The organism is Cecembia rubra, assembly GCF_003014575.1.
Classification (GTDB): domain Bacteria; phylum Bacteroidota; class Bacteroidia; order Cytophagales; family Cyclobacteriaceae; genus Cecembia_A; species Cecembia_A rubra.
This window is the reverse complement of the sequence record NZ_PYGF01000005.1, coordinates 74,435-88,210: the sequence shown is the minus strand read 5'-3', so window position 1 is coordinate 88,210 and position 13,776 is coordinate 74,435. Positions and strand designations below refer to the sequence as shown.

Sequence of the window (13,776 nt, the reverse complement as noted above, 5' to 3'; positions counted from 1 at the left end):
CTAAAAACCAACTAAACCTATTCATAATGTATTGAAAATAAATACACTAGCAATAGCTGATTGATTTTTTAGTATATTAGAAAGGTATTTGAGGTAAATAATACAAGGAAAATCAATTTTCTTGATCTGCATTTAAATAATTAATTCATACATGGAGGCTGATTACTTAAGACAATTATAAGCTCATGAAAGAGGATTTGGAAGAGCAAATTGAAAAACTCAAACAGCTTTTATTGGATAAATCTGAATTGCTGGATCAATCCCAAAAGGAGGTTCAGCTATTTAAGGAGCAGGTAATCAAAAATGAAAAACTGGCAAGTCTAGGTATGTTATCAGCAGGTATTGCCCATGAAATAAAAAACCCGCTTAATTTCATCAATAACTTTTCGGAACTAAGCATTGAGTTTTTACAGGAAATTGAAGATATATTGAAGGGTTTAGAAAAAACTGAGGCCATAGAAGATATCGAAGCAATCCTCAACGATCTTAAGTACAATTTGGACAAAATCCAACAAAATGGACAAAGGGTAAACCGAATAGTCACCTCTATGCTACTACAGTCCCGTGGTAATAATGGTGTTTTTGAGCCTACCGACATTAACCAATTGATCAAAGAATATGTGAACCTTGCTTTTCATGGGATGAGAGCTAGCAAGTCTCCCATCAATGTTAAAATTGAGTTTGATCTTTCGGAAGACATCGGACTTATACCTTTAAAACAGGAAGATTTCAGCAGGGTCATATTAAATCTCTGTAATAATGCCTTTGATGCCATGAGGGAAAATAATAATATTTCACAGGGCGGCAACCGGGAGCCAGTTCTCAAAATAAGCACCAGAAAAAAAGATAATATTGTTATTATCGCGGTTGAAGATAATGGACAAGGAATCTCAGAAGATATTAAGGACAAAATTCTCCAGCCATTTTTTACTACAAAAAAAGGGACACAGGGTACGGGTTTAGGGCTGAGTATTTCTTCAGACATTGTCAGTGCACACCAAGGCACCATAAATATTGAATCAAAAGAGGGCTTTTTTACAAAGTTTATTATTAAAATCCCTGTGTCTTAAACTAAAAATTGCATGAAGATACTAATTGTAGATGATGAAAAAGACGTGGAAATGCTCTTCCGTCAAAAGTTCCGCAAGGAGCTCCGTAACAATGAAATCCAATTGGATTTTGCTTTTTCCGGAGAGGAGGCGCTTGAGGTTTTAGGAAGTGAAAATCCCCCGAGCGTAGTATATGTCTTCTCCGATATCAATATGCCTGGGATGACAGGACTCGAATTGTTGGAAAAAATCAAATCAAAATATCCAAATATCCTGGTAAGTATGATTTCGGCATATGGTGATTCTGATAATTACAATAAAGCAATCAATTCCGGCGCTAAAGGTTTTTTTACCAAGCCGATTGATTTTGAAAATCTGAAAACAGAAATATCTCAATTAATTAAACAGAAAGAAGGATAATGGCAAAGATTTTGGTCGTGGACGATGAGGAAGATCTGGAAGTTTTGATCAAACAAAAATTTAGACAGAAAATCCGACAAAATGAATATGAATTTTTATTTGCACATAATGGCCGACATGCCCTTCAACAATTGGAAGAACATCATGACGTAGATGTTGTCCTTAGCGACATCAATATGCCTGAAATGGATGGGCTTACCCTATTATCTAAATTGAATGAGCAGAATTTTTTACTCAAATCAGTAATTGTTTCGGCATATGGGGATATGGACAATATCCGTGTTGCTATGAATAGAGGTGCATTCGATTTTGTAACAAAACCCGTGAATTTTTCAGATCTTGAAATAACCATTGACCGCACCATCAAACATGTTCAGGTCCTTAGAGAAACATTGAAGGCTGTTCAGGAAAACAACATTCTCAAAATGTATGTGGATGAAACAGTCCTCAATTTTATGGGTGGGAAAGAAATTGAAAATGTTCTGGCCAATAATCAAATCATAGATGGAACAATTGCATTTATTGATATCTGTGGTTTTACTGCAATTTCCGAAAACGAACCTGCTGATAAAGTTGTAAACTTGTTAAATGCCTACTTTGATATCATGGTCAAAGAAATTATCAAGGAAAATGGAGTAGTTGATAAATTCATGGGAGATGCCGTTTTGGCTACTTTTAAAGGAGATTTTCATTTGGATAGGGCAATTGAATGCTGCATTTCAATTCGTGAAAAATTAAAAAACTCAGAGATTGGCCTGGACGCTGGTTCCTACAAACCCGAAGTATCAATTGGAATCAATACTGGTGACATGGTATGGGGAAATATTGGCTCTGTCACATTAAAAAGGTTGGATTATACGGTAATAGGTGATACGGTAAATGTTGCTGCAAGACTTCAGGCCTCTGCTGGGAAAAACCAAATATTGATATCTGAAAAATGCTACGAACTCGTCAAGGAATCTTTTAAGTGCAATGAAATCGGCCTTCTTGAATTAAAGAACAAACAACATCCTATTAAAGCATTTGAAGTCTTGGAGTGATGGAAAGAGCCAAAAAATCAGTACAACCCCATCAAATATGAGTCTTTCAAAAAAAAATCATTGGAAATCCATCTTTTCCCTAAAATCAATCACCTACACCATTATCGGAGTGCTTTTGGCAGTAATTGGCCTTCAGGGCTTCATGGTTCCAAATAATTTTTTGGATGGTGGAGTTACTGGCATATCAATATTGGTAACAGGATTTTCGAATATCCATATCAGTATCCTATTGGTCATTTTCAATATCCCTTTTCTCATACTTGGTTACAAAAAAATTGGGCAGGTATTTGCCGTAAAGGCCTGCTTTGCTGTATTCCTCCTGGCCTTAGGGATGTACTTCATTCAAATTCCCATATTTACAACAGACAAGGTATTAATTGCGGTTTTTGGGGGATTTTTTATTGGTTTGGGCATAGGTTTTGTAATCAGAGGAGGTGGAGTCATTGATGGTCTGGAAATCATTGGCTACTATACCCAAAAAAAATCCGGCCTCACCTCAGGGGAAACAATAATGGCCATGAATTCACTGATTATTTTGGGAGCAGCCTATGAATTTGGAATTGAAACTGCCATGTATTCCATCTTGGTTTATTTCACAGCCATGAAAACATCTGATTATGTAGTGGATGGCTTCGAAGAATACACTGCACTTACCATCATATCCAAAGATTATGAACAAATAAAAAAACTGATCGTCAAGGATTTCGGTAAGGCTATTTCAGTGTATAAAGGAGAAAGGGGTTACTTGCCAAATCAAATTGACTCCAAAGCGGACTGTGATATCATCATGTCCATCGTCACCAGGTTAGAAATCCATAGGATCAAAGAAGCTGTCAATGAAATTGATCCTCAGGCATTTTTCTATGTTCAAAGCATCAAAGAAGTTAAAGGAGGTCTTATTAAGAAAAAAAGTGACTATTAAAAAAGAACTAAATAGATTCCCTTTGTTGTATGCAAAATATATGGCAGAATTGGAAGTAAACCTTCCAACACACCTAACCTATCATAATTATTTACATACCCAATATGTAATTGAAAAAGCCCAATTGATAGGTGAAAAAGAAAACCTTTCAGACAAAGCACTCGAATTACTCATGGTAGCTGCTTTGTTCCATGACATGGGTTATCTTTTCCAAAAAAAGGATCATGAAAACATCAGCTGTAAAATTGTAGAAAAGGAGCTACCATCTTGGGGGTTTTCCCAAGAGGAAATCGATGAAATATGTACGACAATTATGGCCACAAAAGTCCCACAAAATCCCAAAAACCATCTGGGGAAAATTTTGGCCGATGCAGATCTAGAATACTTAGGTACGGATCTATTTCAAAAGGGAAGTTCCCAACTTTTCCAAGAATTAGTTCATGATGATCCTGCTCTTAATGAGGAAAAATGGTTGGAACTCCAGATTGATTTTTTAATGAAACACCGTTTTCATACAAGGTTTTGTAAATTAAACCGAGAACCTAAAAAACAGGAACATCTGCAAAAATTATTACAAAAAGTAAAAAGTAATTAACGTTAGAAGCTAGGACTCAAAGCCCCCTTTTATCTAATCAAATTTCCAAAATCCTTGATCCCCTTTTTCTCTGCCAATTTCAAAAGCTTCATAAGTAGCTGACCAGTAAGGAAGGCATCACCGGCTGCTGTATGCCTGTCATCCAATTCAATACCGTACCGATTGCACAAACTGTCAAGGACATATTCTCCGGGTTTGCCCAGAGAAAGATCAAATTGTGGCCCTTTCTCTAATCTCATGGCCAAATATTGTGTATCTAATACTGGATTGAGCAGCTTTTTCAATCCAAAAGGTTTCAAAGCTTTTTCGAGCATCAAAAGGTCAAAGCCTATGTGGTGTCCTACAATTATATCCTTCCCTATATACTTTAAAAACTGTTTGCCAAATTCCTTAATAGCCATTCCGTTTCCGGTATCCAGAATTTCATGGACCTCAATGGCCTCCTTCCTCTTTAAAGGAGTCTGCAGGTAAATTTCAAGGGCTGTGTCTATTTTCAAAACATAGGATTTAAGTTTAATGGCCCCAAATGAAATGATGAAGTCTTTTTTATGATCAAGACCTGTTGTTTCAGTATCAATAAGAACAAAAGTAAGTTGGCTTATTGGCCGCATAGGGGGAATGGGCTTTTCAAAGAGGCGCTCATATTCTTCAATGAAAACCGCTTTGGGTATCTTATTACCAAAAACCCTACTCAACCAATCCATATCAATTCCTGAAATAATCAAGCTGAAACCTCACTTGTATGATCTTTTGTAATTCATCTATAGGTGCAAAGGCATTTTTCAATAATTGACGCTGAAGTTTACCTAATTTCTCAGGATGGATATACCTTCCTGAATTTCCTGAATTCAGCCCCTCTATGGCCCTCATCCGCATCAATATTTCATAAGCCTTCCCAGCTTCCAACATAAGGTCCCTATAATTTGGCTCCAAATCAGCCAATTTTTCAAATCGTCTGAATGTATTGTTGATGCCAACTACACGATGACTGAGTACCAAAAGCCTGCCTATATCCGCCAATGGCATCATTGCTCTTAATTTAATATCGAATTTATCCTTTTGTTCTCCGGATTTTTCTACTATAAAATTCCTAAAAAAGCCTAGAGGAGGGGGATTCAAAAGCGCATTCTTTGCCAAAAAATTAAGAAAAATACTTTTACCGGTTATCTCATTATAGATATGCTCTGTGAGCTCATCAGCCAATGATTTATTTCCTATAATGGCCCTATAATCAAAAAAGATTGTAGCATTCATCAGCGCCTGTTGGTTTGGGCTGTGAATCCAGTCTGAAAACATGTTTTTCCAAGTGGATAGAGGCTGACAATATTTTGGGTTATTGGCCATGATATCGGCAGGACAAGGCTGAAAGCCACAGGCCAGGAGAATCTCAATCACTTGCTGTGCAATTAGCAGCATATAGGCTTTGGTCTCCTCTAGTTTGGATCCTGCTACATCCTCAAAAACAATAGCATTGTCCAGGTCAGTTCTTAAAAGCTGCTCTTCCCTACCCTCAGAACCTAAAGAAAGGAAACAAAATTTGACTTTTGAAATCTCCGGAAAATCAGGTTCATACTTCTTTTTTGCCATTTCCACGGCCCTCTTAATGATGATGTCATTGATCTCTGAAATTATACTGGCCACAAAGTCAATAGAAACCTCATTTTCCAGGTAATATGCCAACAATTTTTCTGCCCTATCCCGTATTTTGGCCATTTCATTGATTTCCCAAGTATTCATCAGTGCATTGATCAATACTGCTGGACTATTGCCCTGTGATAGTAAAATATCATGATCGGAAAGAATTCCTGTAACAGGAGAATCCATAGTACCGTCTTCTGTAAAAATCAAATGGTGCAACCTGTTTTTGATCATTGTGATATAAAGCTCAGAAAATGCTGCGTCTTTCTTTTTGGTGATCACAGGGGCGGTCATTAACTCCTCTACAGGAGTTTCATAGCTTTTATTTTTGGCAATCAATCTGTTACGGAGATCTTTGTCTGTAATTATTCCAATCGGATGATCTTTTTGATTGACAATCACAATGGACCCCACCCCTTTGTCAGCCATAGAAGCAACAGCCTTACTGATAAGGGTACCTTTCGGGCAGGTCAGGACATCGGAAGAGTAATTGAGATCAGATTGCCCGGTAAAAATCAAAAGCCCACTATCTCTACTGATTTCTTTAAAAGTAGTCCTGGCTTTTTGAGACTGGGAAAGGTCTGTCCTAACGACTACCTGCCCTGAAGCAAAACCGGCTGCAAAATATAAACCCACCCTGCTGTTTTCATTCAAAATCTTTTCAAAGATGGCAACCGGGATGGCATAAATCAGACTTTCTTCCTGCACCCTAGCATTGAGAAGATAAGGTCTTTTCCCGAGCAAAGCCAATACACCAAACACATCCCCTTCATCACAGACTTCAACTATTTCTTCTACTCCATCCTTCTTTTCTGTCAAATGGACAGATCCCTCTTTCAAAACGAAAAAATACTGCTGAGCTGGATCTCCCTGTTCAAAAAGCAATTCATTTTCAGAAAAATAACGGACTTCAACTTCCTTGGCAACAAGTTCCAAAGAGTCATTACTCAGAAAATTGAAGGGTGGATATCTCTTCAGAAATTCCTTGACCCTGTTTACAATGACATTGGCCATAAAAGCTATGAAATTTTGGATTCCGGAATCAATTTACTGATTTCCGGAATCCAAATTCAAAAATTATTTTCGACCATCAATGATCTGTTTGACCACTTCTGGGTCTAACAAAGTCGAAGTATCTCCCAGATTATCTGTAACCCCTTCGGCCACTTTCCTTAGAATCCTTCTCATAATCTTACCGGATCTGGTTTTTGGTAGCCCAGGCACAATCTGTATTTTGTCCGGCTTAGCAATAGGGCCGATGATTTTAGAAACCATATCTTTGATTTCATTGACCAGGTTCTCTTCAGTCCTATGGGACATGTCACAGATCACATAGGCATAGATACCCTGACCCTTGATTTCATGAGGATAGCCTACCACTGCAGATTCTATGACCAATGGGTGCTCATTGATGGCATTTTCTACTTCAGCAGTACCCATCCTATGTCCAGATACGTTGATCACATCATCTACTCTTCCCAAAATCCTGTAATAACCATCATGGTCTCTCTTTACCCCATCTCCTGTAAAGTACATTCCTTTATAGGTAGAGAAATAGGTCTGTTTGCAGCGTTCATGATCTCCCCAGGTGGTTCTTATCATGGAAGGCCAAGGGAATTTCACACAAAGGTTCCCCTCGACAGAATTGCCTGTCAGTTCATTCCCTTCTGCATCAACAATGGCCAACTGTATTCCCGGCAATGGAAGGGTTGCAAATGCAGGCTTGGTCGGTGTAATCCCTGCTATAGGAGAAACCAAAATACCACCTGTCTCAGTCTGCCACCAAGTATCGACTATGGGACATCTTGACTTGCCTATATGGGTATAATACCACCTCCAGGCTTCCTCGTTGATCGGCTCACCTACTGATCCAAGTACCTTAAGCGAATCCAGATTATATGGTTCAATAGGCTCAGTTCCGAATGCCTGAAGTGCGCGGATTGCTGTAGGTGCAGTATAGAACTGATTGACCTTATGCTTTTCTATCACTTGCCAAAACCGTCCTGCATCAGGATAGGTTGGCACTCCCTCAAACATCAAAGTCGTTGCTCCTGACAATAAAGGCCCATATACGATGTAAGAGTGCCCAGTAATCCAACCAATATCTGCGGTACACCAATAAATATCTCCTGGCGCATACTGAAATACGTTTTCAAAGGAGTACTTAGTATAGACCATATATCCTGCTGTAGTATGGACCACCCCTTTGGGTTTGCCGGTAGAGCCCGAAGTATAAAGAATAAATAGAGGATCCTCACTGTCCACTTCCTCTGCCACATTAGTGTCATGCTGTCCCTCAAGGACTTCATCCCACCAAAAATCCCTACCTTCCTTCATATTTACTTCCTGTCCTGTTCTCTTGCAAACAATTACTGTTTCGACAGATGACCTTTCCAGCGCCTCATCCACCACACTTTTAATTCCTATTTTCTTGTTGCCCCTGAAATTTCCGTCAGAGGTCAAAATGGCTTTTGCCTCACAGTCATTGACACGGTCCGCGAGGGCAGTTGAACTGAATCCTGCAAAGACAACAGAATGGATTGCTCCAATTCTTGCACAGGCCAGCATAGCCACTGCCGCCTCTGGGATCATAGGCATATAAATCACCACCCGGTCACCCTTCTTAATGCCTTTTGATTTGAGGGCATTGGAAAACTGGCATACCTGATGATACAACTGCTTATAGGTTATTTTTTTTGATGGCTCATTGGGTTCATTTGGCTCCCAGATGATTGCTGTTCTGTCACCGTATGCAAAAAGGTTTTTTTCAAATATATTTTCAGTGATATTCAATTTGCCGTTGACAAACCATTTCACATTTGGACCTTCAAAATCCCACTTCAAAACTTTATCCCACCTTTTTTTCCAATGAAATGAATCTGCAATTCTTGCCCAGAAATTTTCAGGCTCAGTAACTGACTTTTGGTATTCATAGAAATACCCACTCAGTGTATGTATCCTATCGCTCATGATGTAACTAGTTTATTTTGGTTATTATTAAATAGATTTAATTCATTAATGCCTTCACTTTGGCCACCAAATCCTTGGTTGAAAAAGGTTTGGTGAGGTACAAATCTGCCCCAGCTTCCAATCCTTTTTGAATATCTTGTTGTTTACTTTTAGCTGTCAGAAAGATAACTTTGGTTTCTCTGTTCTTTTTTTTCAAGTGCTTACAAACTTCGTAGCCATCTACCTTTGGCATCATGATATCCAAAATCACCAATTCAGGTCCACTTTCTTCAATTATGCCCAAAGCCTCCTCCCCATCTCGGGCAATAAATACCTTAAATCCCTCTTTTTTAAATAGAAACTCAAGGGAAAGGAGAATATTGGGTTCATCATCTACAATCAATATCTTACTCATTGTCTTTAGGATAAGGTATGCGTTTGTTTATTTTTTCCTGCAAGGGCAAACTAAAGGTAAAACAGGTAAGTCCATCTTCCCGGGATATACCAATTTTCCCACCATGATATTCTATGATCTTTTTTGAAATGGCAAGACCTAAACCACTGCCAACAGGCTTTTTACTGGTTTGATTTTTAGCTTGGAAAAACTTTTCAAATATGTATGGAACTTCCTCTTCGGGAACTCCTCTTCCGTCATCCTTGATCTGAATGATTACCTCATTGGACTGTATGATTCCATGAAATTTCACTTTGGATTTGGCAAATTTAGAGGCGTTGGACAAGAGGTTTAAAATGACCTGCTTGATTCTGTCTTCATCAATAGTGAGTTCCAAGCCTTCAAAGTCCAAGTACATATCAAAAGTCAGTCCTTTCTCTTTGAAAACCTGAAGCATGCTCTCCGTTGCCTGTAAGATTACAATTCTTAAATCTGTTTTTTCAAGATTCAATTCCTGTCTACCCGAATCAAATCGCTCCAGATCCAACACTTGCTCTATCAATCTGGACATCCTACTGGTTTCCTGAATAATAATGTCCAAAAAACGTTTTCTTTCGACTTCAGGCAGATCCTCATCCAATAAAATCTCCGAAAATGCCCGAATAGAAGTAATTGGCGTCTTCATCTCATGAGTTACGGTCGAAATAAATTCATCTTTCAGCACATCATTAAGACGCAGTGTTTCATTCATTTTCCGAAGTTTTTCAGAAGCTTTCTTCAGCTCTTTACTTTTATGCTTCAACTGCAAGTTGAGTGTTTTCAATTCCTGGGTTTCCTTTAATATTCCCAGTACCTCTTCCATACTGATCTCTTCTTCTTTCACCACAGATTCTACCATAATCCTGGCAGATGCAGCACCAATAATACCTGATAGGATCCTTTCCGAATAATTGACCAATTCCGGATCAGCATAACCATTAGTCTCCAGAGTTTTGCCCATCTGTAGAGTATAAGCCTCCATAACTTCTGCTGTTTTTTGTTCCCCAAGAAAATTATTCAGAAGCGCCTTTAAATCTGGAAGGTAGGCCTTTCCTTTCCAAATAATAGACCGGTCCAGGATCGTACTATATTTGAAAATATCCACAAAGACTATGGCCTGATTGTGCTCCTTGGAAGTCTGATCTGTGAGCATTGAGATCAGAACATATAAAAACAAATTGAGAGACAAACTAAAAAACAAACCATGGGTAACGTAACTCATGTCCTGCATCCCTAACAAGTTGTAAGGTCTCAATGCTACAATCCCAAATAGACCTATACTCATGAGGGTTGACGGCAACCAGCCTGCAGTAACGATGGTGGGAATAACAAGTGTATAAAACCAAATGAAAAAGCCTGCAACAATCCCTGTCAGCGCTCCTAACTTAGATCCTTTTTTCCAAAATATTCCACCCAATATCGAAGGAGAAAATTGTGCAATGGCCACAAAAGATATCAACCCTATAGAAACCAATGAAAAATGGGCTGAAACCTGTTTATAATAAACATAAGCCATCATGATGATCAAAAAAATACTTGCCCTTCTGATCCAAATCACAATGCTACCTAATTCATGCTGAAATTTGTTTTTGAAGGTATTATTCACCAATAAAACCGGAATTACCAAGTTATTACTGACCATATTACTCAAGGCTATTGTAGAAACAATAATCATACTGGTAGCTGCGGAGAATCCGCCCAAATAAACCAGCAGGGCTAACCAATCCTGACCATAAGCGATAGGTAATGCCAAAACAAAAGTATCTGCATCAACAGTTGAACCCTGAAAATGGACAAGTCCGCCAAGAGCTATGGGTAATACAAATATATTGATCAATAAGAGATACATTGGAAATAGCCACATGGCTTTATCAAGATGTTTCTCATCTGTATTTTCGACCACAGTAAGCTGAAATTGTCTCGGCAAAAAGAAAATGGCCATCATGGAAAGGGCGCTCATCCAAAACCACTCTGAGGCATTATTCTCCCCCTGTAGCAAAAAAAGGTGATCCAATCCCCTTAACTCTGCCTGAAGGAATATATCTGTGAAGCCCTCAAAAACAAAATAAGTAACAAATACACCTACCACCAGAAACGCCACAAGTTTAAAAACAGACTCAAAAGCCACTGCCATGACCATACCCTCATGTTGGGCGGTGGCCTCTGCATCTCTTGCTCCAAACAAGACTGTGAAAAGTGCTAATCCCAAGGACAAAAAGAATGCTGTATCCTGATAAAAAGGTACCTGTACTAATGGTTGGGCGGCTTCTGCATATTGCAAAATATCGAATGTACTGGCAATTGCTTTGATTTGTATTGAGGTGTAAGGCAGAATCCCCAGAAGACAGAATACAGTGACTACTCCTCCAAGGGTAATGTTTTTGCCGTAGCGGCTAGAAATGAAATCCGCAATAGAGGAAATCCTCTGGACTTTGCTGATCCGGATAATCTTCCTCATGACAAGCCACCATAAAGGTGCAACCAAACTAGGCCCCAGATAAATAGTTAAAAATTCCAGTCCATTTGTAGCTGCTCTTCCCACAGAACCATAATAGGTCCATGCTGTGCAGTAGACCGCCAGAGAAAGTGCATATACATAGGGATTGGAGGCATAGCTTCTCCCTTTCCTTGCTGATTTCTCAGAAAAAAAAGCTATGGCAAACAGCAATGCCAAATAACCAAAAGTAAACGCTATGATCACACCATTACTGAGCATTTTTATTGCTTTTGGTTTTTTTCAATACCCAAATAGTCAATCCAATGATCAAAGCCCAAAAAGAAAACACTAAAAGAAAAAATACCGGAATACCTCCCAACTTTACCGGGACATTATAAATGGAGAGTATGGGATAGTTCAGAAGGAACAAACCCAAAAAAAACACCCCCCATAAATATTGATTTTTTAATCCTTCTTTCATCCTTTCTTCAGCTTTGGACCAATAAATTAAGGCTTTTGATCCTTGGAAAAAAGGAAACCCCGACAATTGAATTGCCGGAGCTCCTTTACCGATTCATTAAATTTTATTTAATGGGCATGGGCTTTGCCTGCTCCTCTTGGAATCCTGATCTCCTCGATCATATCTTGTACATCTTGAGGAGGAGCAGGAGTAAATTTGGATACTGCATAGCAAACCACAAAATTCACCAACATACCCAATGATCCAATCCCCTCAGGAGATATGCCAAACCACCAATGGTCCGCATTATTGAATTCGGGATGCCAGAACTTGAAGTACACAATGTAAAGCATAGTAAATACTAGGCCTGAAACCATGCCGGCTATGGCACCTTCTTTATTGATCCTACTGGAAAATATACCCATAATGATTACCGGGAAAAAGGATGCAGCCGCCAATCCAAAAGCGAAAGCTACCACCTCTGCCACAAAGCCCGGAGGATTTACACCAAACCATCCTGCCAAGAGTACAGCGCCGGCAGCAGAAATCCTTGCAATAAGCAATTCCCTCTTCTCGGTCATATCCGGCTTGAACGTTCTAAACAGGTCTCTGGAAACAGAAGTTGAAATCACCAAGAGTAAGCCTGCGGCAGTTGACAATGCAGCCGCCATACCACCTGCTGCTACCAGACCCACCACCCAGTTGGGCAATTTCGCAATTTCAGGACTGGCCAGCACCATGATATCTCTGTCAATTTTGAGCTCATTGGAATTTGCGTCGGCAGTATACTGGACGATACCATCCCCATTTTTATCATCTATACTGATCAGATTTGTCTTTTGCCAGTTGCCTACCCACTCAGGAAGATTACTTACCGGCTTATCGGCTACAGTATCTATAGCATTATAAATACCAAAAGCAGCCACTGCGGGAGCAGTAGTATAAAGGATAGCAATGAAAACCAAAGCATAGCCCGCAGAAAGCCGAGCATCCTTTACCCTTGGAACTGTAAAAAACCTTACAATCACGTGGGGCAATCCTGCTGTACCCACCATCAATGCAAGTGTGATTGCAAAGATATCCGCCATGCCCTTGCGGCCCGAAGTATATTCTGCAAAGCCCAATTCTGACAACACTCCATCCAGCTTTTGAAGCAGATGTGTGCCATCAGCAACTGTTCCCCCCAATCCCAATTGAGGAATAGGATTACCGGTCAATTGCATGGAGATAAATATCGCAGGCACCATATAGGCAAAGATCAACACACAGTATTGGGCAACTTGGGTATAAGTGATACCTTTCATACCCCCGAGTACTGCATAGAAAAAAACAATACACATCCCGATGATTACCCCGGTATTGATATCTACTTCCAGGTATCTGGAAAATACTATTCCCACTCCCCTCATTTGACCGGCTACATAGGTAAAGGAGATAAATAAGGCACATATTACTGCCACCACACGGGCTTTGTTGGAATAATACCTGTCCCCCACAAAGTCCGGTACAGTAAACTTTCCAAATTTCCGTAGATAGGGAGCCAAAAGCAGGGCAAGCAATACATATCCTCCCGTCCAGCCCATCAGGTAAACAGATCCGTCATATCCCGCAAATGCGATAATTCCCGCCATGGAAATAAAAGATGCGGCTGACATCCAATCCGCAGCTGTTGCCATGCCATTTGCCAATGGGGATACTCCCCCACCTGCTGTATAAAATTCTTTGGTAGAACCGGCTCGGGTGTATATGGCGATTCCTATATAGAGCGCAAATGAAGCTCCAACGAGTATATATGTCCAGGTTAAAATATCCATGTTTGATTGATGGTTAAGT

The 13,776-nt window shown here is 39.6% G+C and carries 12 protein-coding genes; 5 read left to right on the top strand and 7 right to left on the bottom strand.

Annotated features, from left to right (window positions below):
* Positions 1-185: 185 nt before the first annotated feature.
* Genes CLV48_RS10540 through CLV48_RS10520 form a run of 5 tightly spaced genes read left to right on the top strand, consistent with a single transcriptional unit; the run spans position 186 to position 4,026 of the window.
* Entirely contained in the window at positions 186-1,070 is an 885-nt protein-coding gene (locus CLV48_RS10540) for a sensor histidine kinase (protein ID WP_106567246.1), read from the top strand.
* Positions 1,071-1,082: 12 nt separating this feature from the next.
* Positions 1,083-1,469 carry a response regulator gene (locus tag CLV48_RS10535; RefSeq protein ID WP_106567245.1) on the top strand — a complete coding sequence of 129 codons (387 nt, stop codon included), beginning with the start codon at positions 1,083-1,085 and terminating at the stop codon, positions 1,467-1,469.
* Positions 1,469-2,509 (top strand): adenylate/guanylate cyclase domain-containing protein, encoded by a 1,041-nt coding sequence (locus CLV48_RS10530; RefSeq protein ID WP_106567244.1) that lies wholly within the window; start codon positions 1,469-1,471, stop codon positions 2,507-2,509. Before CLV48_RS10535 ends, CLV48_RS10530 begins: the two co-directional genes overlap by 1 nt.
* Before the next feature lie 37 nt (positions 2,510-2,546).
* Positions 2,547-3,431, top strand: a complete 885-nt coding sequence (locus tag CLV48_RS10525) for a YitT family protein (protein WP_106567434.1) — start codon at positions 2,547-2,549, stop codon at positions 3,429-3,431.
* 40 nt (positions 3,432-3,471) lie between these two features.
* Positions 3,472-4,026: an HD domain-containing protein gene (locus CLV48_RS10520; RefSeq protein WP_170069012.1), complete on the top strand. Its 555-nt coding sequence runs from the start codon at positions 3,472-3,474 to the stop codon at positions 4,024-4,026.
* A gap of 29 nt (positions 4,027-4,055) precedes the next feature.
* Here CLV48_RS10520 and CLV48_RS10515 read toward each other — a convergent pair whose 3' ends face one another.
* The 7 genes from CLV48_RS10515 to CLV48_RS10485 all read right to left on the bottom strand — a co-directional run bounded on the left by CLV48_RS10515 (position 4,056) and on the right by CLV48_RS10485 (position 13,757).
* Positions 4,056-4,730, bottom strand: coding sequence for a 3'-5' exonuclease (locus tag CLV48_RS10515; protein WP_106567242.1), 675 nt, complete (start codon positions 4,728-4,730; stop codon positions 4,056-4,058).
* Position 4,731: 1 nt separating this feature from the next.
* On the bottom strand, positions 4,732-6,678 hold the full coding sequence (locus CLV48_RS10510) for a DUF294 nucleotidyltransferase-like domain-containing protein (RefSeq protein ID WP_106567241.1): 1,947 nt from the start codon (positions 6,676-6,678) through the stop codon (positions 4,732-4,734).
* Between the two features lie 63 nt (positions 6,679-6,741).
* Complete coding sequence (acs, locus tag CLV48_RS10505) at positions 6,742-8,634, bottom strand: acetate--CoA ligase (protein ID WP_106567240.1); 1,893 nt, start codon at positions 8,632-8,634, stop codon at positions 6,742-6,744.
* A 37-nt stretch (positions 8,635-8,671) separates the two neighbouring features.
* On the bottom strand, positions 8,672-9,028 hold the full coding sequence (locus CLV48_RS10500) for a response regulator transcription factor (protein ID WP_106567239.1): 357 nt from the start codon (positions 9,026-9,028) through the stop codon (positions 8,672-8,674).
* On the bottom strand, positions 9,021-11,762 hold the full coding sequence (locus tag CLV48_RS10495) for an ATP-binding protein (protein ID WP_106567238.1): 2,742 nt from the start codon (positions 11,760-11,762) through the stop codon (positions 9,021-9,023). The genes CLV48_RS10500 and CLV48_RS10495 overlap by 8 nt, the downstream gene beginning before the upstream one ends.
* Positions 11,752-11,964 (bottom strand): hypothetical protein, encoded by a 213-nt coding sequence (locus CLV48_RS10490; RefSeq protein WP_106567433.1) that lies wholly within the window; start codon positions 11,962-11,964, stop codon positions 11,752-11,754. The genes CLV48_RS10495 and CLV48_RS10490 overlap by 11 nt, the downstream gene beginning before the upstream one ends.
* 107 nt (positions 11,965-12,071) lie before the next feature.
* Entirely contained in the window at positions 12,072-13,757 is a 1,686-nt protein-coding gene (locus CLV48_RS10485; RefSeq protein ID WP_106567237.1) for a sodium:solute symporter family protein, read from the bottom strand.
* Positions 13,758-13,776: the final 19 nt, after the last annotated feature.

What these genes read in the sequence shown, in the direction of transcription:
- CLV48_RS10540 (WP_106567246.1), top strand. Translation starts at nt 186, where the DNA reads ATGAAAGAGGATTTGGAAGAGCAAATTGAAAAACTCAAACAGCTTTTA.
- CLV48_RS10535 (WP_106567245.1), top strand. Translation starts at nt 1,083, where the DNA reads ATGAAGATACTAATTGTAGATGATGAAAAAGACGTGGAAATGCTCTTC.
- CLV48_RS10530 (WP_106567244.1), top strand. Translation starts at nt 1,469, where the DNA reads ATGGCAAAGATTTTGGTCGTGGACGATGAGGAAGATCTGGAAGTTTTG.
- CLV48_RS10525 (WP_106567434.1), top strand. Translation starts at nt 2,547, where the DNA reads ATGAGTCTTTCAAAAAAAAATCATTGGAAATCCATCTTTTCCCTAAAA.
- CLV48_RS10520 (WP_170069012.1), top strand. Translation starts at nt 3,472, where the DNA reads ATGGCAGAATTGGAAGTAAACCTTCCAACACACCTAACCTATCATAAT.
- CLV48_RS10515 (WP_106567242.1), bottom strand. Translation starts at nt 4,730, where the DNA reads ATGGATTGGTTGAGTAGGGTTTTTGGTAATAAGATACCCAAAGCGGTT.
- CLV48_RS10510 (WP_106567241.1), bottom strand. Translation starts at nt 6,678, where the DNA reads ATGGCCAATGTCATTGTAAACAGGGTCAAGGAATTTCTGAAGAGATAT.
- acs (WP_106567240.1), bottom strand. Translation starts at nt 8,634, where the DNA reads ATGAGCGATAGGATACATACACTGAGTGGGTATTTCTATGAATACCAA.
- CLV48_RS10500 (WP_106567239.1), bottom strand. Translation starts at nt 9,028, where the DNA reads ATGAGTAAGATATTGATTGTAGATGATGAACCCAATATTCTCCTTTCC.
- CLV48_RS10495 (WP_106567238.1), bottom strand. Translation starts at nt 11,762, where the DNA reads ATGCTCAGTAATGGTGTGATCATAGCGTTTACTTTTGGTTATTTGGCA.
- CLV48_RS10490 (WP_106567433.1), bottom strand. Translation starts at nt 11,964, where the DNA reads ATGAAAGAAGGATTAAAAAATCAATATTTATGGGGGGTGTTTTTTTTG.
- CLV48_RS10485 (WP_106567237.1), bottom strand. Translation starts at nt 13,757, where the DNA reads ATGGATATTTTAACCTGGACATATATACTCGTTGGAGCTTCATTTGCG.